The sequence below is a fragment of the Mucilaginibacter sp. genome, assembly GCF_041088075.1.
Taxonomy (GTDB): domain Bacteria; phylum Bacteroidota; class Bacteroidia; order Sphingobacteriales; family Sphingobacteriaceae; genus Mucilaginibacter_A.
This window is the reverse complement of record NZ_JBGCVY010000019.1, coordinates 1-26,788: the sequence shown is the minus strand read 5'-3', so window position 1 is coordinate 26,788 and position 26,788 is coordinate 1. Positions and strand designations below refer to the sequence as shown.

The window sequence follows — 26,788 nt, the reverse complement described above, 5'->3', positions numbered from 1 at the left end:
ACATGCTGGCTGACCTCAACTTAAAACAACGAAGCATCGGTGTAAATTTTAATGCCCGAGGCGAAGCCGAAGTAAAACTCTGGGCGCCAAAAGCAAAATCTGCAGAACTGCTGCTCACGGCCAACAACAAAAAATACCCGCTAAAAGAAGCATCGTATGGTTACTGGATTTTAACAACGCCCGAACTAAAACCCGGCGATTTGTACCAGTTTGTTTTGAATGGAGAAAAGCCGCTGCCCGATCCTGCTTCTTTATCACAACCGGAAAGTGTTCACGGTGCTTCGCAAGCTATTGATCTTTCTGCTTTTGTGTGGGGCGATCAGGACTGGCAAAACTATCCGCTGGCAGAATATTTATTGTACGAACTGCATACCGGTACTTTTACGCCTCAAGGAACTTTCGCCGGCATCGAACAAAAGCTGGATTATTTAAAAGAATTGGGCATTACGGCGATAGAAATTATGCCGGTTGCCCAATTTCCCGGCGACCGTAATTGGGGCTACGATGGCGTTTTTCCCTTTGCCGTTCAAAATACTTACGGCGGTGCGCAAGGTTTGCAGCACCTCGTAAATTTATGCCATAAAAGAAGCATTGGCGTGGTGCTGGATGTGGTGTACAACCACTTAGGCCCGGAAGGCAATTATTTTGGCGAATTCGGACAGTACTTCACCCAAAAATACAATACGCCCTGGGGCAACGCCATCAATTTTGATGATGAATACAGCGATGCCGTGCGCCAGTATTACATCGAAAACGTGCTGATGTGGTTCCGCGATTTCCATATTGATGCGCTGCGGATGGATGCCGTCCACGCCATTAAGGATTTCAGCACCAAACATTTGCTGCGCGAAATCAAACAAAACGTAAACCAATTGATGGCCGAAACCGGTCGCAAACATCATTTAATTGTAGAACTGGATTTGAACGATACGCGCTTTATCAATCCATTAGAAAAAGAAGGTTTCGGGATGGATGCGCAATGGATTGACGAGTTTCATCATGCTTTGCGCGTTACCGTCAGCGGCGATAAAACCGGTTATTATTCGGATTTCGACGGCATCAAACACCTCGAAAAAGCCTACCGCGATGCTTACGTTTACGATGGGTTGTACTCGCCGCACCGCAAAAAAACGTTTGGCATCAAGGCCGAAGATAATCCGGGCGAGCAGTTTGTGGTCTTCTCCCAAAACCATGATCAGGTTGGAAATAGAATGTTGGGCGAAAGAAGCAGTGCGCTTTTCAGCTTTGAAATGCAGAAACTGATGGCCGGAGCCGTTTTGGTATCGCCTTTTTTACCGATGCTTTTTATGGGCGAAGAATACAGCGAACCGCATCCGTTTCTATACTTCGTGAGCCATACCGACCCGGAACTGGCCGAAGCCGTGTGCAAAGGCCGCAAAGCAGAATTTGCCGCTTTTCATGCCGAAGGCGAAGCGCCCGATCCGGTGGACGATGCTTCTTTTACCGGGTCAAAATTACAATGGGATTTGGTTGAGCAGCAACCTCACGCCACCCTATTGCGCTTTTACAAAACGCTGATTTCCTTGCGCAAACAACTTCCCGCTTTGCACCATTTAAACCGCCAGCATTTAGGGGTTTCTTCGGATGAAAACACCAAAACCTTAATGCTGCACCGTTGGCACGAAGATAACCAAGTGCTTTGTTTAATGAACTTTTCTGACCAAATCCAGCAAATCCAACTGCCTTACAATCAGCAGCAATGGCACAAAGTTTTGGCTTCCGCAGATTTGGAATGGAACGGGCCGGAAAACGCGCCTCAATCTGTTAACGCTTCGACTCCGGTAACGCTTCAACCTCAATCCATCACTATTTACAGCAACCAAACATGACCAACCCTGTATCTACCTACCGGTTACAGTTTCATAAAGATTTTAATTTTAATGATTTTGAAAAGATCATTCCGTACCTGCAAAAGCTGGGCGTTTCCACCGTTTACGCCTCTCCTATTTTGGAAGCAACGCCTGGAAGCACGCACGGTTACGATGGCTTAAACCCGCACCGCATCAACCCGGAAATAGGAACGGAAGAACAACTGCGTTCCATCAGCCAAAAACTGAAAGCATTTGGGATGCAATGGCTGCAGGATATTGTGCCTAACCATATGGCTTTCAGCACGAAAAACCCCTGGCTAATGGACGTGCTGGAAAAAGGCGCGCGTTCTGCTTATGCCGGTTTTTTTGATACTTCTTTTACCACTACTTTTTTTAGGGACCGCATGATGGTTCCGTTTTTGGGCGATGCGCTGGACGAAACGGTAAGAAAAGGCGACCTCAAAGTAGCTTTTAAAGATGACCGATTGGTGTTGAATTATTTCGAAAACGATTATCCGCTCAGTCCGCGCTCTTACGCCTCGGTGCTTCTTTTACCGCATGAAAATTCGGATGAAACCATCCGGCAATTGGTGAACCAGTTGGAAGATTTGGAAATGCTGGACGATGCAAAACTGTATGCGCTGCGTTGGAACGAGATCAAATTGCAGTTGGCTTCGATGATGAAGGACGAGAAAGTACGAGTTTTAATCGAAGCAAACCTGAAGAAAATCAACCAAAACCCGGACTCGATTTTGGGTTTGGCCGAAGAACAGCATTACCGTTTGTGTTCGTACCAGGAAACCGACAGCAAGATCAATTTCCGCCGTTTTTTTACGGTGAACAGTTTGATTTGCCTCAACATCCAGAAGCAGGAAGTTTTTGAAACCTATCACCAAAAAATATTGGAATGGGTGAAAGAAGGCATTTTCCAAGGCTTGCGCATTGACCACGTGGATGGTTTGTACGACCCGACTTTGTACTTGGAACAATTGCGGCAAATGGCCGGGCCGGAAGCGTACATTGTGGTGGAGAAAATCCTGGAAAAAGGCGAACGTTTGCCCGATTACTGGCCGATAGAAGGAACTTCAGGTTACGATTATTTGGCTTTGGTGAATAACATCTTCACCAAGAAAAATTCTGAAAAACAGTTTACCCAGTTTTACCAGCAACTGGCCGGCGACCAGAAACCGGTGCAAAAGCAAATCCGCGAAAAGAAAGCGCTCATTTTGCGCGAACACATGGGCGGCGAACTGGAAAATTTGTATCATTATTTTTTGGAATTGAATCTTGCGCCAAAAAAAGCTTTAAAAAATACCGACCCCGAAGATTTAAAAAATGCGATTGGTGCGTTGCTGATCTATTGTCCGGTTTATCGTTTTTACGGCAACCGGTTCCCGTTGGGCGAGGAAGAAAAAAGGCAGGTAAAAGAAGTATTCACGCTGATCCACAAAAACAAGCCCGAACTATATCTGGCTTTAACCTTGCTGGAAGATGTTTTGCTACATCCTTCGCCCAAAAACAAAAACGATTTTAACAGCCGCGCCTTGCTTTTTTACCAACGGTTGATGCAGTTTACCGGCCCGCTAATGGCCAAAGGCGTGGAAGATACGCTGATGTACACTTACAACCGCTTCATCGGCCACAGCGAAGTTGGCGATGCGCCCGATGCTTTTGGTGTTTCGGTAGAAGAATTCCACAACCAAATGCTGGAGAAACAGGAAAAGTGGCCGCTTTCCATCAACGCAACTTCAACCCACGATACCAAACGTGGCGAAGGTGCAAGGGCGCGGTTAAATGTACTTTCGGATTTGGAGGAAGAATGGTTTGAGCAGGTGAAAAGCTGGCGGCAGATCAACATTCCGCTTAAAACCAATAATTTGCCGGATGCGAACGACGAATATTTTATCTACGAAACGCTGATCGGTACGTTTCCAATGCCGGGCGAAGACGAAGACAATTACCGCGACCGTTTGCAGGAATACATGGTGAAAGCCTTGCGCGAAGGCAAAAGAAACTCCGACTGGGCAACCGAGAACGAACAATATGAGCAGGCCACTGCTTCTTTTATCAATAAAATTTTAGACCAGTCGGGCGAGTTTTGGGAAAGCTTCTCCGTTTTCCACGAAAAAATTGCTGACCTCGGCATTGTTAATTCTCTGGCGCAAGTACTTTTAAAATTTACTTGTCCGGGCGTTCCGGATGTTTACCAAGGCTGCGAGTTTTGGGATTTCAGCATGGTTGACCCGGATAACCGCCGACCGGTGGATTACGAAAAACGTTCGGCAGTTTTAGCACAACTCAGCGGAGAAAAACCTTTAACGCCGGACGAACTTTGGGAAACGCGTTACAATGCCAACATCAAACTGCACCTCGTTAATGCGCTGTTTACCGAGCGAAAATCAGCGCCGGACGTGTTTGCGAAAGGAAAATATATCCCGCTAACCATCAAAGGAAAATACAAAGAAAACCTGATGGCTTTTGCACGGCAGCACGAGCAAACCTGGTACATTACGGTGGTGCCTTTGGGTTTGGCCACGATTTGCAAAGAGCAAAACACCGATTTCAAGAACATCAACTGGAAAAGTACGCGTGTGTGTTTGCCTTTGGAAGTGCCATCGGAATGGAAAAACCTGCTGGATAACAACAAGGGTTCGGTAGAAGACCAGGCGATTGAAGTTGGAAACCTGTTTAGTGCGTTGCCTTACGCTTTTTTAAAAATGGAACAGCAGCCATCGGAAAGAAACGCCGGTATTTTGATGCACATCACGTCGCTGCCTTCGCCTTTTGGCATCGGTGATTTAGGCCCGGAAGCCAAACGTTTTGCCCGTTTTCTGCACAAAAGCAAACAGCAATACTGGCAGTTGCTGCCGTTAAACCCAACTGGCCCGGCGCAGGCCAATTCTCCTTACAGTTCGTTTTCAAGCATGGCTGGGAACACGTTGCTGATTAGTCCGGAATTATTGGTGAAGAAAGGTTTGCTGGAGAAAAAAGACCTGAAAAAATCAATGCTCCCACCTACCAATCAAGTTGATTTTGAAGGTGCAAAACGGGTGAAAGACCAGCTTTTTGACCAGGCTTACCAACGTTTTCAGGAAGGCAGTTTTGACCATTTGGAGCAGGAATTCAACCTGTTTTGCGAGAATGAAGATTTTTGGCTGGATAATTTTGTGCTTTACACCGTTTTAAAATCGGAGAACGAAGACAAGCCCTGGTACGAATGGACGGAAGAATTTAAAAAACGCGACGAACAAACTTTAAAACGTTTTGCAGTAGAAAACGACCAGCAATTGCAAAAAGAAAAGTGGCTGCAATATTTGTTTTTTAAGCAATGGCACGATTTAAAAAATTACTGCCATAAAAGAAGCATTCGGCTTTTGGGCGATTTGCCTTTTTACATCAGTTACGATTCGGTGGATGTTTGGGCAAACCCGCAATTGTTTTCTTTGGACGAAAACAGCAAAATGGTTGGCGTGGCGGGCGTTCCTCCGGATTATTTTAATGCCAACGGACAACTTTGGGGAATGCCGGTTTTTCGTTGGGAGGTGATGAAGGGAAACAATTACGCGTGGTGGGTGCGGCGCATCCGCAAAAACATGGAACTGTTTGACGAGTTGCGGTTGGACCATTTCCGAGCTTTTGCCGATTATTGGGAAGTGCCTTCCGCAGAAAAAACGGCCATCAACGGCGAATGGAAAACCGGGCCGGGAAGTGAGTTTTTTAAATTGATGCAACAGCAATTGGGCGAACTGCCTTTTGTAGCCGAAGACTTAGGTGAAATTACCGAAGCCGTTTACCAGTTGCGCGACGAGTTTAACCTGCCCGGCATGAAGGTTTTGCAGTTTGCCTTTGGCGATGACATGCCTGGCTCGCCGCATATTCCGCATAATTATACGCCAAACCATTTTGCTTATACCGGCACGCATGATAATAATACCAGCGTGGGCTGGTTTATTAGGGATGCCGACCCAGGTTCAGTAAAACGCTTAACGCAATATGCAAACACGGAATTGAACCGGCAAAACGTGCATTGGAATTTAATCCGTCTCGCTTATTCATCCGTAGCAAAAACCGTTGTGGTGCCGATGCAGGATGTTTTAGGTTTGGATGAACGGGCAAGGATGAACACGCCGGCATCCACAGAAAAAAACTGGATCTGGCGGATGCAACCGGGCGAACTCAGTTCAACTTTAGCTAAAAGATTGCGAAAAATGGTGCTGTTTTACAACCGCGCCAAATAATGCATGATAAAAGAAGCATCAAACGCTTTATCCGTTGGTAGAAAAACCCGGGTAAAGCGTCATTCCGCCGTCCATAAAAATGGTTGCACCGGTGATGTAATCCGATTCGTCGCAGGCCAGCCAGGCTGCCAATAACCCAATATCTTCAGGTTGTCCAATTCGTCCGTAAGGAATTAAAGTGAGCAGGCTGTTTAATGCTTCCGGCGTTTCCCAAGCTGCTTTATTAATGGGCGTTTGGATGGCTCCCGGCCCAATGCTGTTCACCCTGACTTTATGCGGTGCCAATTCCTGCGCCATGCTTTGCATCAGCATGTTGATGCCGCCTTTGCTGCTGGCATAATTCACATGCCCCGCCCAGGGAATTACTTGGTGAACGCTGCTCATACAAATAATTTTTCCTGCGGCTTTGCTTCTTTCAGGTACGACACCGCGTTTTAAAAACTCCCGCGCAGCTTCGCGGGCGCATAAAAATTGCCCGGTCAGGTTGATGTCAATCACCAATTGCCAATCGGCCAAACTCATTTCCGTAAATTTAGAATCTTTTTGCAGGCCGGCATTGTTCACCAAAATATCAATCGTTCCAAAAGCTTTGTACATCTCCTGAAACATATTTTGCACCTGGTCCTCCTTGCTCACATCGGCCTGAAGCGCAATGGCGTTGCCGCCGTTTGTTTTGATTTCGTTGACTACCTCGTCTGCCGTTTCCGGGTGCGTTACGTAGTTTACCACTACGTTTGCGCCTTCGTTGCCTAAAGCAATGGCTACGGCTTTACCTATTCCGCTGTTTGCGCCGGTTACCAAGGCGGATTGTCCTTTTAATTTGGGGTTGGGGTTCATGCTTGCTGATTGATTGCCTGCACAACTATTTTTGCGGGAATAAGTTTCAGAAGATTGCTCAAGTTTGAGTGCTTTGTTTTAATAATGCCCTTTTAAAGATTGAATTTCTAAAACTGAATCCAAACCTTCATCAAAAACCTGATAAACAATACGATGTTCCCCATTGATCCTACGAGACCAGAAACCGGAAAGATTATGTTTCAATCGTTCTGGTTTTCCAATGCCATCAAACGGATTTTCTTGTATAGCATCAATCAGTTGTTCTATCTTATTTTGAATCGCCTTGTTACCAGTTTTTTTCCAAAATTTTAAATCTTCTGCAGCTTGAGGTGTAAATATTACTTCCATAAATCCTCAATGGCAATTTTAACCCCTTTGCCATTTTTCACATCTTCCCTTCCTTGTAAAATCTTTTTAACAAATTCTGGGTCATAAGGGCTTTTCTCTGTTTCAAAATCAACTTTTAAAGCCTTGGCCATCGCTTTAAAAGCAGATAATTGTTCCTTTGTTTTTGGGTGTAAGATCATTGTTTCCATACACGAATTTACAGTTTTTTAAATAAAGTTGGGAAGACAGGAAGTCGGAAAAGTCCGAAAGATAAAAAAGACACCAATTTTATGCCGGTAAAAGAAGCATCCATTTTAACTTCTCCTGCAAAAACTTCGGCCCTGATTATTGCCATCATCCTGAAATAATAATTATTTTCGCCTCCGATGATCGCTTTTCAATCTAAACTTCCACAAACCGGTACTACTATTTTCACCGTGATGTCTGCCTTGGCACAACAGGCCGGGGCTATTAATTTATCGCAGGGCTTTCCTGATTTTGATTGTTCGCCGGAACTGATCAAACTGGTTAACCAGGCCATGCAGCAAGGCCACAACCAGTACGCGCCGATGGCTGGTATTTTGCCTTTGCGCGAAGCCGTTGCCGCCAAAACGCAGGAACTGTACGGCGCAACTTACCATCCGGATAACGAAATTACCATCACTGCTGGCGGCACGCAGGCTATTTTTACAGCCATTTGCGCCACCATCCATCCAAACGATGAGGTGATTATTTTTGAACCGGCTTATGATTGTTATGCACCGGCCATCCAACTAATGGGCGGTGTGGTAAAACGCTTAGAACTGGAACCGCCCGATTACCGCATCAACTGGAACATGGTGCGGCGTTTGGTTTCTTCACGCACAAAAATGATCATCGTTAATTCGCCGCACAATCCAACCGGGACGGTTTTGCAGGAAGAAGATATCCGCGAACTGGTCAACCTTACCAACAAAACCGATATTTTGATTTTGAGCGATGAGGTTTACGAACACATTATATTTGACGGGCAACCGCACCGCAGCATGGCGCGTTACCCCGAACTGGCCGAACGCAGTTTGATCTGTGCTTCTTTTGGCAAGCTTTTTCATATCACCGGCTGGAAGATTGGTTATTGCATGGCACCCACCTGGCTGATGAACGAGTTCAGGAAAATACATCAGTTTAATGTTTTTTCGGTGAACACGCCCGTGCAGTTTGCCCTCGCCAAATTTATGCAGGTAAAAGAAGCATACCTGGGCTTGTCGGCTTTTTATCAGCAAAAGCGCGATTTTTTTCGGGCCGGTTTAGAAAGTTCACGTTTTAAATTGCTGCCTTGCGCGGGTTCTTATTTTCAATCCGTAAATTACACCACGATTACCAATGAAAACGATGTTGATTTTGCCAAACGTTTAATCAGCGAAAATGGCGTGGCCGCGATACCAAATTCTGCTTTTTACAACAAGAAAACTGATTTTGGCATCTTGCGCTTTTGTTTCGCCAAAAAGCAGGAAACACTGGCAAAAGCGCTCGAACAGTTGATAAAAGCATAAGCCAAAATATTTTTGCCTTAACCCAGCCGTAAAATAAAATGGAAAATTTAAAAGTTACTGTTTTTCAGGGATATTTATTCTGGGAGAACATTGACCAGAATTTAAAAAACATTGCCCTGCGCTTGTCTTCCGGCATCCGCGAAAATACCGAACTGATTATTTTGCCCGAAATGTTCAACACTGGTTTTACCATGAACACTAGTTTGGCCGAACAGATGAACGGCAAAACGATGGCGTGGATGCAGCAGTTGGCGCAAAAATATAAATGCGTGGTTACGGGCAGTTTGATGATCGGCGAAAACGGAAATTTTTATAACCGGCTGATCTGGATGCAGCCCGACGGCACGTTTTCGCAGTACGACAAGCGGCATTTATTTACGCTGGGCAAAGAGCACGAAACGTTTACGGCCGGAAAAAAACGTTTGATTGTGGAGTTAAAAGGCTGGAAAATTTGCCCGATGATTTGTTATGATTTGCGTTTCCCGGTTTGGACTCGAAACCTGAATGGTGTTTATGATTTGCTGATCATTGTAGCCAACTGGCCCGAAAAACGCGCTTTGCACTGGCGCACTTTGATCCCGGCGCGTGCGGTTGAAAACCAGGCTTATGTAATTGCGGTAAACCGTGTTGGATATGATGGCAATGAAGTTTACCATTCGGGCGATTCTTCGTGCATTGACCCCGGCGGCAAAGTTGTTTATTACAAACGGGACGAAGAAGACGTTTATACCTTTTCTATTTCGGCAGAAGAACTGGCCAAAAACCGCCGCTTTTTCCCCTTTCTAAACGATGCAGACGATTTCAGGCTTTTGTAAACAGCCCCGCCGCCACTGATTTTTATGCGATAAAAGAAGCATTGCCAACTTCCGCCAATAAACCTGTTTGCATCTGCCTCCAAACTTGTTTCTGCCCAATACCGTAAACTGCCTGTCAAGATATTATTTACATAGCACCATTTATCAAAAACACTGTAAGTTTACCGCGGATGGAAATTGATAACCTAAATTTAACAAATACTTCATATAGGGACAAATGGACGCAAGAATGGAAGCTTACCGCTTTCCGGAAGCGGCTTTTTGCGGTACTTGTCATCATTTTTATCGTCGTTTCGGTAAACCCGTACTTTTTTAACTACATCCAGCAACGCAATGGCATCGTTTTAAACGATTGGCTGCTCGAATTTATACCGCAGCACGATGTATCTATACCCATTTTTTGTATTTTATGGAGCGTGATTTTACTGGCAGTTTGCCGTGCCGTACAAAACCCGCGCTTTTTAATTGTTGCCGGTTGGACTGTTTTGCTCTTGTTTGTTTCGCGCATTATCAGCATCACTTTGGTACCGCTCAACCTGCCAAAAGGGTTAATTTATCTGCATGATCCTGTTACCGCTATGTTTTATGGCAACCAGTTGATCACCAAAGACCTTTTTTATTCCGGCCATACGGCTACCATGTTCCTGATTTTTCTATGTTTGGAAAACAGGTACGATAAAGCCTATGCCCTGTTTGCCACTGTAGCCATTGCTACACTGTTGCTCGTTCAACATGCGCATTACACAATAGATATTGTTGCCGCACCGTTTTTTACGTATATACTTTACAGGCTGTCAAAAAAAATTGCAGCTTATTAATTTCGACAATAATGATTAAATAAAATTTTTACATTAATTTAAATATCAATGTAAAATTAACTGCACATTTAAGTTAGATTTAAACCATAAACCTATTTTAAGTAGATTTGGGACTTTAAACAACAGGTGGGTTTGCAAAACAGAATTATTTTCGATTTTTGAAATAACCAGAATTGCCCGTTTTTTAAGCCTATAACACAAACAGAATGATAAAGCTTGAATGCCCTAATTTTACTCTTGGCAATAAACTTACCCGGGAGCAGTTGGATTTTTTCGATAAAAACGGCGTGATAATTTTCAGGAATTTCATTACCAGGGATACAGTAGAAACACTTTTAACAGAAATCAATACTTTACAAAAAACATGGATAGATGAAGGCCGCGAAAAGGTGAACGGTACGCCATTAAAATTTGGCAAAGATGAAAACGGTCAAAAAATAATCCAGCGTTTCTGCTTTTCTTCCTTGCACAATAAAGTATTACATGAATTTTTAAAAGACCCTCGTTTTAAAGCGCTGCCGGCGATGGTGGCACCGTTTGAAGGCCGCATCGGCGAAGACGAGAAAGACGGACTGGTGATCAACCAATACATCAAAACGCCCGACAGTACATTTTCTCAAATGGGCTGGCATACCGATAGCCCGCGTGATATTTTTTTGGGCCAGCGCATTATGCCCATGCTCAACGTGGGCATCCATTTGGATGACTGCCCTGCCGAAAACGGTGGTTTACGGGTTTTGACCGGCACACATAAACAAGGTATCCTAAAACTGCTGTTTGCCAAGAAGTATTTTATTGACAACAACGAAGACGCACAGGAAGTTGGTTTTGATATCCAGGCAGGCGATTTAACCGTGCACGACGGCCGGTTATGGCACCGCGTGCAGCAATCGCCTTATACGGGCCTGAAAAGCAGGCGGCGGGTAATGTACATCCCGATTATTACCGGCAAGATGACCCAGAAAAACGAACAAAGCAAAACTCCTTTTTACCACCACTTTGTTCATAAAGTAAAATTCTGATCTAAACTATTCGTTTTTCAAGGCTGGCCTATACCGGCCTTTTTCTTTAACAAAAATTTATGGCATACGCATTAATAACAGGCGCCAGTAAAGGCATTGGCAAAGCGATAGCAGAAGAACTGGCGGCACGCAAAATTGATTTGTTGCTGGTTGCCCGTTCCCAGGATTTGCTGCAACAGGCAGCAGACGAACTGGCAAAAAAATATGCGGTAAAAACAGCATTCCTGGCCATAGACCTTGCCGAAGCAAATGCCGGCCAAAAGGTTTTTGACTGGTGTTCAGCACAAAACTTCAACATTAATATTTTGGTAAACAATGCCGGTTACGGCTTGAGCGGCTCTTTTGGCAAACAAACTTTAACCAATAATTTGGATATGCTGCAAGTGAACATGCTCGTTCCGGTTACGTTAACGCAACTGTTTTTGCCGCAGCTTTTGGCTCAGCCACAGGCTTATATTTTAAATACGGCAAGTTCTGCGGCTTACCAAGCCGTGCCGGGCCTGGGCTTATACGCCGCAAGCAAAGCTTTTTTATTGAGTTTCAGCCGCGCCTTGCACCAGGAGTTAAGGAATACAAGCGTTTCGGTTACAGCCGTTTCGCCGGGTGCCACGGATACCGATTTTGTGGTACGCGCACAGGTTGGGCCAAAAGCTTTAAAGGCGGCCAGCCAGGTCAATATGTCGCCACAGGCTGTTGCAAAAATTGCCGTAAAAGCTATGCTCCGGAAAAAGCCGGAAGTAATAACCGGGGCTATCAACAAAGCAACTGCTTTTTTAACCTGGCTGTTGCCAAAAGGGCTTGTAGAAAAAACGGCGATGAAAATTTACCAGTAAGGAGAGGTTGTGGGTTACAGAATAACGTAAAAACCTGCTATTCAAGCTTAAGCGGCTTTTCAAACTTTCCCCAACTTCTTGCCAATACTCCTTTTATCATACATTTATTAGAAACAACTTCGAGGCTTAAGCGTTCTTCAAAAACAAACCTTAAACGTACGATTATGAATAATTATGATGAATCGGCTTTAGAAAACCCGAACGGCCATTTAGAGAACAGGGCTGATGAATATAGAGAGCATGTTACCAATGTAAACCAGCCTGTTTTTGACGGCGGTACTTATAGCGACAAGCCTACAACCCAGGAAGATGTTTTGAACAATGACGATTCGGAGCGTGGCGATCATGGTGAAACTACAATGACCCCTACGGACGATTTGCCTGAGGAAGCAGATAATGGCGCAGATGAAGTTAAGGACAATGATGACGATGAAGATTTTGACGATACCGTGGGCGAAGACAACCTGCCCGACAAAGACGGTTTTAACGCCAACAGCGATGACCCAACCGAACGGGAACTGACCAAAACTTGGATTGGGAATGAAAAATCGGTACACGAAGCAGGCGCAAAAGGTTTAGAAGGCGAACCGATGGGCGGACAAAATTTCGGGAAAAGCGAACTGGAGCTAAAGAATAACGAAGATGCCAGCGATAGCGAACACCACAATTTAGGCTGGGGAAATTCATCCTTAAACCAACCTAGCGAAGAAATTTCCAACCCGCCGGAAATAGAAGAAGGCGGCGAACACCCGGACCGTAAGAAAATGTATGATTAAGCGATAAACCCGCCAAGCAGTTTACGTAAAAAATACAGACATAAAAAGAGCAATGTTGTAAAAGGCATTGCTCTTTTTTATGAAACCTCACCCCAGCCCTCTTCAAGTAAGAGGGAGAAGTACCATGTGAATTATAAGATCAACCTTTCCAGTTCTCCAGCAATCTTCTGATCAATACAATCTGCCCGGTATGGTAACTCAAATGATCAATAATCATTACGGCCTCCCTGAATAAACTTTGGCCTTCGCCATGTGGAAAAGGCTTTAACAAATCGAGTTGCTCATCGTTAATCAAAGCGGTAAAAACACTTCTGCTTTTTTTGATTTCGGCTAAAGTATTTTGCCACTCCTGCTCGTTTTCCGGTGCGGCTTCTTTCGGCCAGTAATCTTCCGGCCAATTTAAAGGCTGGTAGTTTTTGTTTTCCGAAAAGTTGAGCATATCCTGCTGCGCAATGCGGATATGTTCTGCCAATTGCCAAATGGTGTAAGGCAAATGTGGTACTTGCGTGCCGATGCTTTTTAAATCGAGGCCTTCAATTGCTTGCTCAAAATAAACGTGTGCATAACTTTTTTGCAAAAGCTCGGTCAATTGCTGGCGGAGTAACTGGTTATCGTTCATGTATATTTTTTTTAAAAGAACTTCTTTTAGTGGCAAAAGTTTAGGTATTAATTGAAAAAGAAATACCTTACTGTTAAAACTTACTGCTATTTTTATTCGTTAAAAAACCAGCGTTTTCCTGAAACGTTTTACTAACCAAAAATACCGATTATGGCCTTTACATTTGCGCAGCGCATTGGTTTGCATACGCCTTCTACCGCTATTTCGCCAAATCTGGCCTGGGGCGAAAGATTGGTTTCCCTTTCCCTCGGCACCAAAATTACCGCTGCCGGCATTGCCAGCATCTTTAGCAGCCCGGTTCGTGGTTTGGTAGAAGCTGCTACCGGCGGTTATTTATTGTTCCGTGGGATTACCGGTGTTTGCCCGGTTTATAAAAGCATCGGCATTAACAAAACGCCTTCCAGCATCCACATTACGCACGTGGTTAATGTAAATAAACCAAAACAAGAGGTCTATCGTTTTTGGCGGAAGCTGGAAAACCTGCCTTTGTTTATGAAACATCTGGCATCGGTGGTAGAAAAAGATGTAAAAAACTCCTATTGGGTTGCACGGGTTCCGGGAAACTTGGCCAAAATTGGCTGGGAAGCACAAATCACACGAGACGAGCCGGGCAAATTGATCAGTTGGAAATCATTAAAAGGATCAACGGTTGATAACGAAGGGCACGTTTCTTTTAGCGATGCGCCCGAAGGAAAAGGGACAGTCATCAATGTGGTGATTGCTTATAAATCGCCGATTGCCGGGACCGGAGAAGGCTTGGCAAAATTGTTTACGCCGGTTTTTGAGAAGATGATCCGCAACGATATCGAGAACTTTAAAACCTATATTGAAAGCGGACAAGTTTTGGTTTGATCCGATGCTTCTTTTATCACATAATTTTCAGTGTAAATTTTTAGTTGATCAAAACAACGCCAACGGCTTCTGAAAAAACTGCGGCCTTTTCATTTCCAAACCCAATTCCAAGTTAAGCTGCTGGATAAAATAATCTGCCAGTTTAGGCTCGGCCAAAGTTTGTTGCAAATGCACAAACAGAAATAAAGACTGCAAACCCTGTTGCTGCCAAGCTTTAATTCTTTTTACCCAATCGTCTGCCCGTTGGTAATTGCTTTCAGGGAACAAAGAATTTCCGACAAAACGGATAAAAGCAGCAGGCACTGGCAAGTGCATGTGCACGGCATCACGCCTGCCTGCCGCATCGGTTATCACAGCGCCAATATTTAAACTTCGGAACATCGAGAAAACTTTTTCCTGCAGTTGCTTTTCCGAAAACCAGCGTTCGTGCCGCAACTCCACAAAAACGGGCACCTCTTTTGGCAATTGTTTTAAACAAAATTCCAGTTCTGCAAAACGCTCCGGCCCGAAATAATCGCTCAACTGCAAAAACAACGGCCCCAGTTTTTCGCCAAAAGCTAAAATACTTTCGTAAAAAGCGGTGGTTAAATCATACGTGGTTTTTAAAGACGAAACGTGGCTTATCTGCTTCGAAAACTTCGGGCAAAACAAAAAATCCGGGTTTGCAGCTACCCTTTCTTTCCATTTTGCAATCGTTTCTGTTGGATAAACCTGGTAAAAAGTAGCGTTCAGTTCCATGCAACTAAATTGTTTGGCGTAAGCTTCCCAAAATTGAGCATCTTTGGTTCCCGGAGGATAAACCTCGCCTACCCAATCTTTGCTTCCCCAGGTAACGCAGCCCACATGGGCTTTTAGTTTTTGCGGAGAAGGATTGTTTCCAAACGTTGCCCGGTTAAAATCCGGATCGGGCGGCAAACTAAAATCAATCAACGGTATTTCCTGCGGCTGTACTTTTCCAAACTCCATTATTTAAGATAAGCACAATGCTTCTTTTATCGGGTAAAAATCAGTAGAAATTATCGGAAATAAAATTAACCCAAAGCCATATTTTGTAATTGAATTAGCTTGATTTACAATAAATTTTTTAACCTAATGCTTCTTTTACCGCATCTTTTTTCACTTCCATTCCAATTTTAGCAACACTGCACATATCTCGGTAAAAAACAATAACAAAAAACAAAACTTTCGGCATCCATTTTTCCATCCTTAAAAGTATCATTTATCCGGTAGTTTTTTGTTTCGGTTTAAATTTTGGGATGCTTCTTTTACCGCATAAAAATTAGTGAAATTTAGAAGCTGTTAATGGGCTGGAATAATTTTTACATTGACATTGTTCCGTTGGCTAAAGCCAACGGCAATGAACAGGCACAACAATCATTTTGAAATTAGATTTAAACAACTTTTTAAAGGTTTAATGATTTTTAGGCGGTAAAAGAAGCATTGAACTTGTCATCCCGAACTTGTTTCGGGATCCCTCTTCCAAATTGTAACCTTTCTGATGGGATGCCGAAACAAGTTCGGCATGACAAAAACACACTAAATTTTAGGCGGTAAAAGAAGCATCGAAGTTTATCATGAAAATGTTAAACATCCATAAATCAGATCAGTTCGTTGGGGAAAATTATCACCATAACCTGCTTCGTTAAAAAGCGTACAAGCTTATTCGGTCTTTTTAAGCTGAAGCAGGATGAAGCACTTGTACGCTTGTTTACAAAAAGTATTATGCTTAATTGCGTTCTTAACGCTTGGCCATGGCTTTTCAAACGCGCAAACTTTAACTCTAGGTTCCGTAGATGCCGGGCCTTATACGCCCGGTTCGAGCATTGCGGTGCCGTTTACCATCGGGAGTGCCGGCGGTTGTATTGACCCGAACAATGTTTTCAAGCTTTATATTTCCTCTGTTCCAGGCGGTGTTCCGGATACGCAGATTGGCAGTTATACCGGTTTTTATGCAACGTTTGTCAATGGTATAATTCCTAACGGGCTGGCAGCAGGAAGTTATAATTTGGCCATCAAATCAAGCCTTCCTGCGGCAACTTCTGCTACGGCAAGCATCAATATTGTGGCTGGTTCGCCTATTTTAGCCAGTATTGACGGTTCGAGCATCAACAGTGATAACCCGGAAATTTTTGGTTCCTGCACCAGTCCGAGTTCATCGTATGATTTTATCAACACTTCTACATCAGGCACAAACGTAACTGCAAATTTCTTTGATGAACTTAATCAAGCCAATGGCGGAACTTATACCCTGAACCCAAGTACTTCTTTTAGTGCCAATACTTCTAATTATACCATTTTGGTAAAAGCAACGACCAATGGAATGGAAGGGACGAAAGCTTACCAATTGATAAACAACAAATTAAACACCAATTTTGGCACCACCGGCAACAACACGGTTTGCCTGAGCGGCGCTTACGGAACATTAAGTTATTCGGTTGATTATACTTCGCCCAATGGCATCCAGTACAATTACCCGGGAAATTTATTTGTGGTGAGATGGGGCGATGGCACTTCAACCATTTATACTTTGTGCGATATTATTGCTTTGCGTGGAACATTGACCCATAATTACAACCAAACTTCCTGCGGGAACACCAGCAGCCAACAGGCCAACACGTTTCAGGTTGATGCACAGGTAAGCAGCAGGATTTGCGGTGCATTGGGCTCGCCAACCACGGTTTATGCTAAAGTGGTACAGCCGCCAACCAATAGTTTCGATGCCCCGAACAGTGCCTGTTTAGGAGATGCCGTTACTTTCAACAATACATCAAACCCCGGCCAGGATGCTTCGAGCGCAAACTGCGTAAACACAAATGCCCGCTATGCCTGGTATGTTGACGGGCAATTGGTAGCTACAAACCGGCCTGGCAGTACTCCTTTTACCTATACTTTTACAACATCCGGCTTGCACAGGATTCTTTTAAAGCTACTTGCACAAAGCGGCAGCGTGTGCAGTGCGGCCGATGTTTATAAGGATGTTTGCATTTTAGCCAAACCACAACCAGCTTTTACGGTAGATAATTCCACCATTTGCAGTAATGGTATGGTTTCGGCAACAGACCATTCTGTTACCGATCAATCCTGCGCAAATATCCCGCAAAACAATGCTTATACCTGGAGCGTAACTGGGCCTGCAAGCACGGTTTTTATCAATAATACCACTTCGGCCAGCCATAGCCCGCAGATAAAGTTTGTTACGCCTGGCATTTACACACTTACCTTATCCATCGGTACAGAATCATGCGGCGCGGTAAGCACTTCGCAAACCATTACCGTAAACACCACGCCAACAGTTACTTTATCCCCTGACAAACAGTTTTGCGGAACCAACCAGGTGCTTACTTTTGCCAATAACCCCGGCGCCACGCAAACCCTTTTTACCGGAACAACAACCGATCAGCCGAATACGTATAGCTGGACGGTAACGGGTGGCAATTACAGTTATCAGAACGGAACCAGTGCCAGTTCAAAATACCCGCAAATCTTGTTTACAGATTTTGCCACTTACACGGTTACGGCAAGTCAGACCAATAATTGCGGCTCCAATGACGACTCGCAAAATATCACTTTTTTACAATCACCAACGGTAAATGCCGGGCCAGACCAAACCATTTGCCCTGCCGATGTGGTGAATTTGGCCGGTACAATCTCTAATCCGCAACCGCAAAGCTTCCAATGGGTGGGCGGGAACGGAACGTTTTCTCCCGGCAGGACTGCTTTAAACGCCGTTTATACACCAACTGCTGCTGAAGTGAATGCCGGACAAGTGCGGTTAACGCTGACGGCCATAACGGGTTATCCGCCGCCTTGCGATCAGCTTTCGGATGAAATGATTGTTACGATCAACCCGCGCAACACCATTACCAATGCTTCCAATCAAATTTTTTGTACCGGAGACCGTTTCGATTACCATCCACTTTCAGACGTTCAAGGAAGTACCTATAACTGGACTTCTACCGTAACCAGCGGAACGGTTAACGGAAATACAGCAAACGGTTCCGGCAATATCAGCGATGTACTTAATAATTCCAGTGCAACCAATGACGGCATAGTAACTTATGTGGTTACGCCGGTCAGCAACAATTGCCCGGGAACTTCCTACAGCTTTACCGTTACGGTAAGGCCGCGTCCTGTGGTTACGATCAGCCCGGCCGCAACTACCATTTGCAGCGGGCAAAGCGTTAATATTGGCCTTTCTTCCAATGTTTCGGGCACAACTTTTAAATGGACGAGTACGGCAACACCAGGCATCACCAACAATTCCAACCAGCCTGCCACCAATACAACTGCCATTTCGGAGGCTTTGTACAATGCTTCGGCCACTACTCCGGGTTCGGTAACTTATACCATTACACCTGTTGGCCCCGCCCCTACCAACTGTGAAGGCACGCCGGTTACCGTTACCATTACCGTACAACCTTTGCCTGTACCAGCAAATGCCGGCCCTGACGATCAAACCTGTAGCACAACCGGCTATCTTTTAAGAGGGAATGACCCCGGCACTTCTTCCGGCAATTGGTCAATCGTTTCCGGGCAAGCAGGTGTTAGCTTTACAGATCCTACCCGTTACAATACCATCGTGAACGGGTTGCAGCCGGGCCAGCTTTACACTTTTCGTTGGACGATTACCGGTGCTTCGCAATGTGCCGTTTCTTCGGATGATGTGAACATCAACGACCTTTCTGATCTAACCAACAACATCAGTTCTACCAGCCCAACTATTTGTTACGGCCAAACCGCAATGGTCAATGGTGATCAGCCAACGGGCGGCAACTTCAGCTATTTGTACGCCTGGCAAAGCAGCCCCGACGGTGTTTCCTGGACAACCATCCCCGGGCAAACAGCGCAAAGCCTGTCGCCCACTTTAACTTCAACTACTTATTTCAGGCGGATTGTAACTTCCGGCCCTTGTACAAAAACGAGCAATCCGGTTCAAATTGTGGTACAGCCGCAGTTGGCATCCAATTCCATCACTGCCAACCAAACCATTTGTTATAATAATACGCCTGTTTTTTTAACCGGAAGCACACCTACCGGCGGCGACGGCAACTACTTATATCAATGGCAAAAAAGCGAGGACAACGGCGCAACCTGGCCAAACTTGACCAACAACGCAAATGGAAAAGATTATCAGCCTGATGCCCTTACCGTTACCACACAGTTCCGCAGGGTTGTAAGTACGATATTATGTACTGGCGCACAGCAAATCAACAGCAACGCGGTAACCATTACGGTAACGCCGCGCAACACCAATTTTATTACCAGCGGCCAGGTTCCGCCGATTTGCACGGGCACCACTTTAAGTTATCATATTATGGCACGTGATGCCAATACTTCTTTTACCTGGGTTTCTTCGGCATCGGCTTCGATTACCGGCAACTCGGCCAGCGGAACGGGCGACATTCATGATGCTTTGGTAAACACCGATCCAATCAACAACGGCACGGTTACTTATACCATCACGCCTTTCAATAATAATTGTCCCGGTACTTCTTTTACCCTTACAATTTCGGTAACGCCAATTCCGCAAATCATTTTAACCAGCACCGGAAACCAGGTTTGCAGCGGAAACACGACCGGCATTAAATTTAATACCAATATCCCGGGCACTTTGGTAAAATGGACTTATGACCCTGTTTCCGGAATCAGCGGCATGAACAACCAATTTCCGGTGATTGCCATCAGCATTAATGATGTGCTTACTTCTACTTTAACTACGCCTGCAACCGTTGTTTACCACCTTACGCCGATCAGTGCAAACGGCTGTGTTGGCCCAACGGTTGATGCAACAGTCATCGTTTTGCCGCAGCCGGTTACCGCAAATGCCGGTGCTGACGAAGCCATTTGTAATTCGCCAACTTATGTTTTAAACGGAAATAACCCTTCGCCATCAACCGGGCTTTGGACTTTAACTTCCGGTCAAAATGGTGTTGGCTTCGCCGATGCAACCCGTTACAATACGGCGGTTAGCGGTTTGGTTGCCGGTCAGCAATACACTTTCCGCTGGACGATCACCAGCACCGGTGCCTGTTCCACTTCTACCGATGATGTAATTATTAATGATCTGGCAAACCTTACCAACAACATCAGTTTCGCTGCACCTGCGGTTTGTTACGGACAAACGGTTTCCGTTATCAGCGACCAGCCAACCGGCGGCAACGGCAGTTACGCTTACACTTGGGAAAGCAGTGCCGACAACGCCAACTGGACAACCATCCGGGGCGCAGGCAGCATCAACTATACCTTTACGGCAACAACGAGTATTTATTTCAGGCGGATCGTAGCTTCCGGGCCTTGTACCAGCATCAGCCAACCGGTACACGTCATTGTTCAACCGCCCATCACTGAAAATACCGTGGGCAGCAGCCAGGAAGTTTGCTACAACAACACACCCAAACTTTTTACAGGCAGTACGCCGGCCGGAGCCGATGGCAAGTACTTTTACCAATGGCAAAGCAGTACCGATAACGGCGCCAACTGGGCCAACATTTCCGGCGCAAACGGCATCAATTACCAGATCAACAGCTTAACGGTTACCACGCAGTTCCGCCGCGTTGTTACTTCGCTTTTGTGCAATGGCGACCAGCAAAGCAACAGCAATATTATCAACGTAAATGTAAACCCGCTGGTTGACCCAACTTATACTTTTACCGGTGATCTGGGCTGTATCCCCTATGTTTTGGATGCCAAAAACATCAAAGCAACGGCGGCTCCCGGCAACGCTACCTACAGTTGGTTTGCTGATGGCATGCAGTTTGGCAGCGGCCTGACTTTCCCCGGTTATACCATTACCGAAGACAACAAACAAGTGGTCATCAAGCTCATCGTAACCAGCAAGTTCGGTTGCCCCGATGCTTCTTTTACCCATACTTTTTCAACCATCAAAGAAGTAAAGGCCAGCTTCACCCAAGACCAAAACCAAGGCTGCGGCCCGTTGACAGTTACTTTCAACAATACTTCTGCCCCGAAAGAGCAGGCCACGTACACCTGGAATTTCGGCAACGGTCAAACTTCGGCTTTGGTAAACCCGCTTCCGGTTGCTTTTCAGCCGCGCAAGGATGGCAAAGACACTACTTTTACCATCACTTTAAAAGCGTTGACTGCTTGCGGCATCCGCACTTTTACTTCTACCGTTTTGGTGCGGCCGAAACCAATTTCGATTTTTACGCCCGACCGCACGATTGGCTGTTCTCCGTTTACCGTCAACTTTAACAATACTTCGCCCGGCATCAACAATACTTATACTTTTGATTTTGGCGACGGGCAAACTTTGGTTACGCACGATAACCAGAACGTGCTGCACACTTACATTTCGGCCACTGCCAAAACTTTTACAGTAAAAATGACGGCTCAAAACGAATGCGGCATCAGCGTAACGCAATACAACCTGCGGATTTCGCCAAAATCAGTTTTGCCGCAATTGGTGATCAATGCCGATCAGAAAGTGGGTTGTGCGCCCTGGACAGTCAACTTCTACAACAACACCAAAGGCGGCAATTATTTTACGTATGATTTTGGCGATGGGACTACACAAGCTACGCAATCGGCACCGGAAGTGGTTACGCACACATTTCTCAAAAGCGGTACTTTCAACATTAAACTAACGGCCACAAACGGTTGTGCGGATACTTCTACTTATCAGTCGGTTACGGTTTATCCGCAGCCGGTGGCCAACTTTAATGCCGATGTGCAAACGGGCTGCATCCGCCAAAACGTTAACTTTAAAAACCTGACGCCCGGTACCGGCAACACGTATTTTTGGGATTTTGGCGATGGCGGAACGGCGACGGCAACCAGTCCGCAGCACATATTTACGGCCCGCAGCACGCCTTATACCATCACTTTGATTGCCAAAAACGGTTTAAGCTGCAGCGATACGTTGGTAATGAAAAACTACATCACGATAACGATACCGCCAAAAGCAGCATTTGCCGTGAAACCCGACAGTGTGATTGCCTACCCGTACCACAGTTTTGACTTTGGCGACCGCAGTACCAATACGCCCGTTTTATGGCAGTGGAGTTTTGGCGACGGCACCAGTTCGAGCAGGCAAAACCCGGGGCATACCTATCGCGATACCGGCGTTTACAAAGTGCGGCTGATTGTTTACAATTTGCAGGGCTGCGGCGATACCATCGTCCATAAAGTACAAATCACGGGCGTTCCCGGACAGCTATTTGTGCCGAACGCTTTTATGCCAACCAGCAAATACGATGAAGTAACCACGTTTAAAATAAAAGGTTCCGGCCTGAAAACCTGGCGGATGCGCGTATTTAACAAATGGGGACAAGTGATTTGGGAAACCACCAAACTGACCGAGCGCGGCGAACCGGCCGAAGGCTGGGACGGCATGATGGCCGGCCAGCCCGCACCGCAAGGCGTTTACGTTTGGCAAATCGAAGGCACGTACATCAACGGCAAAGAATGGACCGGCATGAGCTATAACCACGGCCCGCCAAGCCGGCAGGGGATTATCCATTTGATTCGGTAGAATTGGTTAATTGTTGATAGTTAATAGTTTTGGGTTGATAAAAGAAGTATTGGATTTTGGATTGAATGCTTCTTTTATCAACCTTTTTTATGGAACTAAAAATACCTGCTGGTCAGAATTTGCAACCCTAACCCCTTGAGCTAAAGATTTGTGATCCTTTCGTTCAAATCAACAAAGTCAGTTAAGATTTAGGTTGATAAAAGAAGTATGCTTATTCCTATTGATGCTTCTTTTAGCAACCTTTTTTCAGAATTTTACAGGTACAACAAACTTGTTAAAACTTTAACGGGATTAAAAAGCCTCAGTTAAATGATTTCCTGAAATCCAAAGGCGAAAAATTAGTTTTTGTTTTGAACAACTTGCTGAACGACTGCAAATGTTCAAAACCCAATTCATAAGCAATTTCACTCACGGACAGATCGGTGGTTGACAATTTTTCTTTGGCTTTTTCAATCAACTTTTCATGGATGTGCTGCTGGGTGTTTTGCCCGGTCAATACCTGCAACAAACTACTTAAATACTTGGGCGAAAGATGCAGTTGTTCGGCAACATACCGGACGGTTGGCAAACCTCTGGTAATTAAATCGTTGCTGTTAAAGTACGCGCTGACTAATTTTTCTAAACGTTCCAATATTTGGTGGTTGGCTTTTTCCCGGGTGATGAACTGGCGGTTGTAAAAGCGTTCGGCATAACTCAGCAAACTTTCAATTTGCGAGATGATGATCTGCTTGCTAAACTTATCAATGTTGGAATCCAATTCCTGCTGAACATTAAGGATGATGTTATTGATGATTGTTTCTTCTTTCGCAGAAAGGAATAAAGATTCATGGAGCGAATAATCCCAAAAATCATAACCCTTGATGGTTTTGGCCAAAGTTGTGTTCCAAGTAAAATCAGGGTGGATGTAGATCACCCACCCTGATTTTTTTACTTCTTCATCTTTCTTATCAACAGCAATACTAAAGACCTGGCCCGGCGACATAAAAGACAAAATGCCTTCATTAAAATCAAACGGTTGCTGTCCGTATTTTACCTTGATGTTGCCCATCCTTTTTACTGAAATGGAATAAAAATCAAATACCATGTTCATCGGCTCACCACTGTATTGATGCGGTACGGTTTCAACATCAATCACGCTAATCAGTGGATGAAGCGGTTTCGGCAGGCTTAGGAATGCATGGAATTCGCTTATCGTTTTAATATGCTTCATACTTGCTCATCTTCTTTTTTGATTTCCAACACCAGCTTGCCACGTACATGCCAAGTTTCACTTTCGCGGTGTGCTTCGGCAACTTGTGCTAAAGGATAAATTTTGCTGATGTTTACCTTCACTTTGCCTTCGTCAATCAACTGTGCAATTTCATTTAACCATTCTTTTCTGGGCTGGTTGGGTGCCTGTTCGCCTTTTGCATTTTTCCGTGCAAGGGCTTCCGTTAATTCATCATTAAACGGAAAATCAACATTAACGCTAACAAACAGCCCGCCTTCTTTTAATACGCTTACCGCTTTTATCCGCTCATTATTATCACGGATTGGCGAAGCCTCTAATACCACATCAACATTGTGCACCAAATCTTCAAATTGCTGGGTTTTATAATCAATCACCTCATCGGCACCGAGCTGTTTGAGGTACTCCAGGTTATTTGTGGAAGCTATGCCAATTACATACGCTCCTTTTGCTTTGGCAAACTGTACCGCGAAACTACCAACACCATCTGTTGCACCTTGTATTAAAATACGTTGCCCCGCCCGTAGTTTTCCGTGCGCAAACATACCAGTCCAGGCAGTAAGTGCTGCCAAAGGTACACCCGCCGCTTCGTTAAAGTTTAGGCTTTTTGGTTTAAGGGCAAACTGGGCTGCTTTTGCCGCACAATATTCAGCGTAGCTTCCATCGCCTGGAAAATTAGGAACGCCGAATACTTCATCGCCTTTTTGGAATCCGGTTACCTCGCTGCCTGTTTCTTCTACTACGCCAGCCGCGTCCCAGCCTAACGTCATGGGCAAGGTCAAATATGGTCTCAAATTTTCATTTGCGCCGTTACGAATTACCCAGTCAACAGGGTTCACACCACTGGCGAATACTTTTACTAAAATTTCATCCGCTGCTGGAACAGGGCGTTCTACTTCTTCCAATTTCATCACCTCTGGTCCGCCAAATTCATGAATTCTTATTGCTTTCATCATATATTGTTTTTTCTTTTTTGTTGATGGTACAAAGGTCTGCATCTATTTAAAAACAGGTTTAGTGAAAACACCTTTTGTTTTAGTCAAAATGCTGGTGTGAGTTGATTTGAACAACCTGTGGAGATAATATTTCCCCAAATAAAAAAAGCTTTTGAGCCAGGGATCTATGATCTTTTCATTTTAATTCAATAGCTCAATTACAAGATTTAGGTTGATAAAAGAAGTATGCTTAATAACAGTACTTCTTTTATCAACTTTTTTTGAAAGTAAAAAACAGTAAATTTGGTCATGAGCACATTTGTCGTACATCTCGAAACAGAAGCACAGGAAAAAGCGGTCAAAGCAGTTTTAGAAGCTTTGCAAATTAATTTTGAACAGGAAATGGATGAAACTGAGTACCTCCTGTCTTCGCCTAACATGGTTGATAGAATAGAACAAAGCGAAAAGGATTTGCAGGCTGGCAAAGGTGTAAAGGTTGATTTAAACAACTTATGGAAATAATATTTTCTCCAAATAAAAAAATCCTGCCGCGGTAAGCAGCAGGATTGTGAATGCTTCTTTTATCAACCTTTTTTTAATGGAATTAAAAGATTGGTTCTGAAATCCTCAATTAAGTTTTAATACTTTAGTAGGATTAAATATCTCAGTTTAAATGATGTGTTATAAATTTCAATTGTAGAGTTTAAAAATATGGAATGAAAATTTCTAACTTTCCTCATTCCAAAGGTTTTCCCTCCAGTTTATAACAATTTTAAAAACATCAAATAAGTTCCACTTATCATTTAAAATTGCTAATCCCATAAAAATAGGTGTTTCGTCAATAAAAGTTTCATTATCATATTTCAAATTAAAAGATTCAAGAATTAATCTTGTATGATCATGAAGCACTTTATCATCTTTATGCTTAAAATAATTTGCAAGTCCGATAATCAATTCTATACTTGATCTTTCAAACCCAATTAAATTGGGTTCCTTTTTATAGTAATTAACTTTGTTATTTGTATTAGTAGAAAAATCTTTAATGCTACCTATTATATAATTTTGAAATGCAATAAAAGCTAAACCATAAACTGGTTCCGCTTCTTCTAAAAACCATATTCCATCATACCAATTTTCTTCTTCCATTTTCTTCTGCAAAGATTTGATAGATGTGTTAAGCCCTATAATGATTTGATTTAAACTTTCAACTCTATAATCAAATCGACGATAATGAGCCATTTTGCTTAAAATTTAATGATCTTCTCTGATTTCTTTATTATCAATGGCTGCTTCGATATTTATTATGATTCTTTTTGCTTGTAATCCTATCGTATTTTGAAGTGTACCCATAGCATAACACTTACCTTGCATTTTATAAACTTTGGTTACACTTACAACTCCTTTTGATTGATTTGCAGATAAAGGCTGAATTCCTGTTGTCCATCCGTTGCCAATAAATATAAAAGCAAAATCCTTATTTGGATTAGAACCGTATAGCAATTGTACTTCTTTTTTAGGATAAATTTTTGAATTATTATAAAAAACAGTATCCTTTTCGAGTTTTGCTGTTTGTGCTAATGCAGTAAATGTAGTTCCTGTTATTAGAGTTAATAATAAGATTATCTTTTTCATT

The 26,788-nt window shown here is 44.1% G+C and carries 21 protein-coding genes; 11 read left to right on the top strand and 10 right to left on the bottom strand.

What is annotated here, in order from left to right; genetic code table 11:
- The first annotated feature begins 2 nt into the window (after positions 1–2).
- A complete protein-coding gene (gene treZ, locus V5804_RS03460; protein WP_369589978.1) occupies positions 3–1,850 on the top strand; it encodes a malto-oligosyltrehalose trehalohydrolase in 1,848 nt (615 codons plus the stop codon).
- Positions 1,847–6,070, top strand: coding sequence for a malto-oligosyltrehalose synthase (gene treY, locus V5804_RS03455; protein WP_369589977.1), 4,224 nt, complete (start codon positions 1,847–1,849; stop codon positions 6,068–6,070). The genes treZ and treY overlap by 4 nt, the downstream gene beginning before the upstream one ends.
- Before the next feature lie 27 nt (positions 6,071–6,097).
- On the opposite strand, the gene V5804_RS03450 is transcribed toward treY, so the two are convergent.
- From V5804_RS03450 to V5804_RS03440, 3 genes are all read right to left on the bottom strand, one after another.
- Entirely contained in the window at positions 6,098–6,907 is an 810-nt protein-coding gene (locus V5804_RS03450; protein WP_369589976.1) for an SDR family oxidoreductase, read from the bottom strand.
- A 78-nt stretch (positions 6,908–6,985) separates the two neighbouring features.
- A complete protein-coding gene (locus tag V5804_RS03445; RefSeq protein WP_369589975.1) occupies positions 6,986–7,255 on the bottom strand; it encodes a Txe/YoeB family addiction module toxin in 270 nt (89 codons plus the stop codon).
- On the bottom strand, positions 7,246–7,386 hold the full coding sequence (locus tag V5804_RS03440) for a DUF2683 family protein (RefSeq protein ID WP_369589974.1): 141 nt from the start codon (positions 7,384–7,386) through the stop codon (positions 7,246–7,248). Before V5804_RS03440 ends, V5804_RS03445 begins: the two co-directional genes overlap by 10 nt.
- A 234-nt stretch (positions 7,387–7,620) precedes the next feature.
- Here V5804_RS03440 and V5804_RS03435 point away from each other — a divergent pair, with 234 nt between their 5' ends.
- The 6 genes from V5804_RS03435 to V5804_RS03410 all read left to right on the top strand — a co-directional run bounded on the left by V5804_RS03435 (position 7,621) and on the right by V5804_RS03410 (position 13,030).
- Positions 7,621–8,766: a methionine aminotransferase gene (locus tag V5804_RS03435; RefSeq protein ID WP_369589973.1), complete on the top strand. Its 1,146-nt coding sequence runs from the start codon at positions 7,621–7,623 to the stop codon at positions 8,764–8,766.
- Positions 8,767–8,804: 38 nt separating this feature from the next.
- Positions 8,805–9,581 carry an amidohydrolase gene (locus V5804_RS03430; RefSeq protein WP_369589972.1) on the top strand — a complete coding sequence of 259 codons (777 nt, stop codon included), beginning with the start codon at positions 8,805–8,807 and terminating at the stop codon, positions 9,579–9,581.
- A gap of 170 nt (positions 9,582–9,751) precedes the next feature.
- Positions 9,752–10,399 carry a phosphatase PAP2-related protein gene (locus V5804_RS03425; RefSeq protein WP_369589971.1) on the top strand — a complete coding sequence of 216 codons (648 nt, stop codon included), beginning with the start codon at positions 9,752–9,754 and terminating at the stop codon, positions 10,397–10,399.
- A gap of 206 nt (positions 10,400–10,605) precedes the next feature.
- Positions 10,606–11,421, top strand: coding sequence for a phytanoyl-CoA dioxygenase family protein (locus tag V5804_RS03420; protein ID WP_369589970.1), 816 nt, complete (start codon positions 10,606–10,608; stop codon positions 11,419–11,421).
- Between the two features lie 59 nt (positions 11,422–11,480).
- A complete protein-coding gene (locus tag V5804_RS03415) occupies positions 11,481–12,254 on the top strand; it encodes an SDR family NAD(P)-dependent oxidoreductase (protein WP_369589969.1) in 774 nt (257 codons plus the stop codon).
- Positions 12,255–12,418: 164 nt separating this feature from the next.
- On the top strand, positions 12,419–13,030 hold the full coding sequence (locus V5804_RS03410; RefSeq protein WP_369589968.1) for a hypothetical protein: 612 nt from the start codon (positions 12,419–12,421) through the stop codon (positions 13,028–13,030).
- Positions 13,031–13,169: 139 nt separating this feature from the next.
- Here V5804_RS03410 and V5804_RS03405 read toward each other — a convergent pair whose 3' ends face one another.
- Positions 13,170–13,649, bottom strand: a complete 480-nt coding sequence (locus V5804_RS03405; RefSeq protein ID WP_369589967.1) for a DinB family protein — start codon at positions 13,647–13,649, stop codon at positions 13,170–13,172.
- Between the two features lie 150 nt (positions 13,650–13,799).
- On the opposite strand from V5804_RS03405, the gene V5804_RS03400 reads away from it, so the two are divergent.
- Positions 13,800–14,501 carry an SRPBCC family protein gene (locus tag V5804_RS03400; protein ID WP_369589966.1) on the top strand — a complete coding sequence of 234 codons (702 nt, stop codon included), beginning with the start codon at positions 13,800–13,802 and terminating at the stop codon, positions 14,499–14,501.
- 48 nt (positions 14,502–14,549) lie between these two features.
- Here V5804_RS03400 and V5804_RS03395 read toward each other — a convergent pair whose 3' ends face one another.
- Positions 14,550–15,467: a DUF72 domain-containing protein gene (locus tag V5804_RS03395; protein ID WP_369589965.1), complete on the bottom strand. Its 918-nt coding sequence runs from the start codon at positions 15,465–15,467 to the stop codon at positions 14,550–14,552.
- Positions 15,468–15,585: 118 nt separating this feature from the next.
- Positions 15,586–15,720 (bottom strand): hypothetical protein, encoded by a 135-nt coding sequence (locus V5804_RS03390; RefSeq protein WP_369589964.1) that lies wholly within the window; start codon positions 15,718–15,720, stop codon positions 15,586–15,588.
- Between the two features lie 468 nt (positions 15,721–16,188).
- Here V5804_RS03390 and V5804_RS03385 point away from each other — a divergent pair, with 468 nt between their 5' ends.
- Positions 16,189–22,992 (top strand): PKD domain-containing protein, encoded by a 6,804-nt coding sequence (locus V5804_RS03385; RefSeq protein ID WP_369589963.1) that lies wholly within the window; start codon positions 16,189–16,191, stop codon positions 22,990–22,992.
- Between the two features lie 301 nt (positions 22,993–23,293).
- Here the strand turns inward: V5804_RS03385 and V5804_RS03380 are convergent, their stop codons facing one another.
- Both V5804_RS03380 and V5804_RS03375 read right to left on the bottom strand, forming a co-directional pair.
- Positions 23,294–24,202 carry a helix-turn-helix domain-containing protein gene (locus tag V5804_RS03380; protein WP_369589962.1) on the bottom strand — a complete coding sequence of 303 codons (909 nt, stop codon included), beginning with the start codon at positions 24,200–24,202 and terminating at the stop codon, positions 23,294–23,296.
- Positions 24,199–25,176 carry an NADP-dependent oxidoreductase gene (locus tag V5804_RS03375; RefSeq protein ID WP_369589961.1) on the bottom strand — a complete coding sequence of 326 codons (978 nt, stop codon included), beginning with the start codon at positions 25,174–25,176 and terminating at the stop codon, positions 24,199–24,201. The genes V5804_RS03380 and V5804_RS03375 overlap by 4 nt, the downstream gene beginning before the upstream one ends.
- 288 nt (positions 25,177–25,464) lie before the next feature.
- Here V5804_RS03375 and V5804_RS03370 point away from each other — a divergent pair, with 288 nt between their 5' ends.
- Positions 25,465–25,677 (top strand): DUF2683 family protein, encoded by a 213-nt coding sequence (locus V5804_RS03370; protein WP_369589960.1) that lies wholly within the window; start codon positions 25,465–25,467, stop codon positions 25,675–25,677.
- Between the two features lie 204 nt (positions 25,678–25,881).
- Here V5804_RS03370 and V5804_RS03365 read toward each other — a convergent pair whose 3' ends face one another.
- Positions 25,882–26,394, bottom strand: a complete 513-nt coding sequence (locus V5804_RS03365; protein ID WP_369589959.1) for a hypothetical protein — start codon at positions 26,392–26,394, stop codon at positions 25,882–25,884.
- 12 nt (positions 26,395–26,406) lie between these two features.
- A partial coding sequence (locus tag V5804_RS03360; protein ID WP_369589958.1) for a hypothetical protein occupies positions 26,407–26,788 on the bottom strand: 382 nt, incomplete at its 5' end.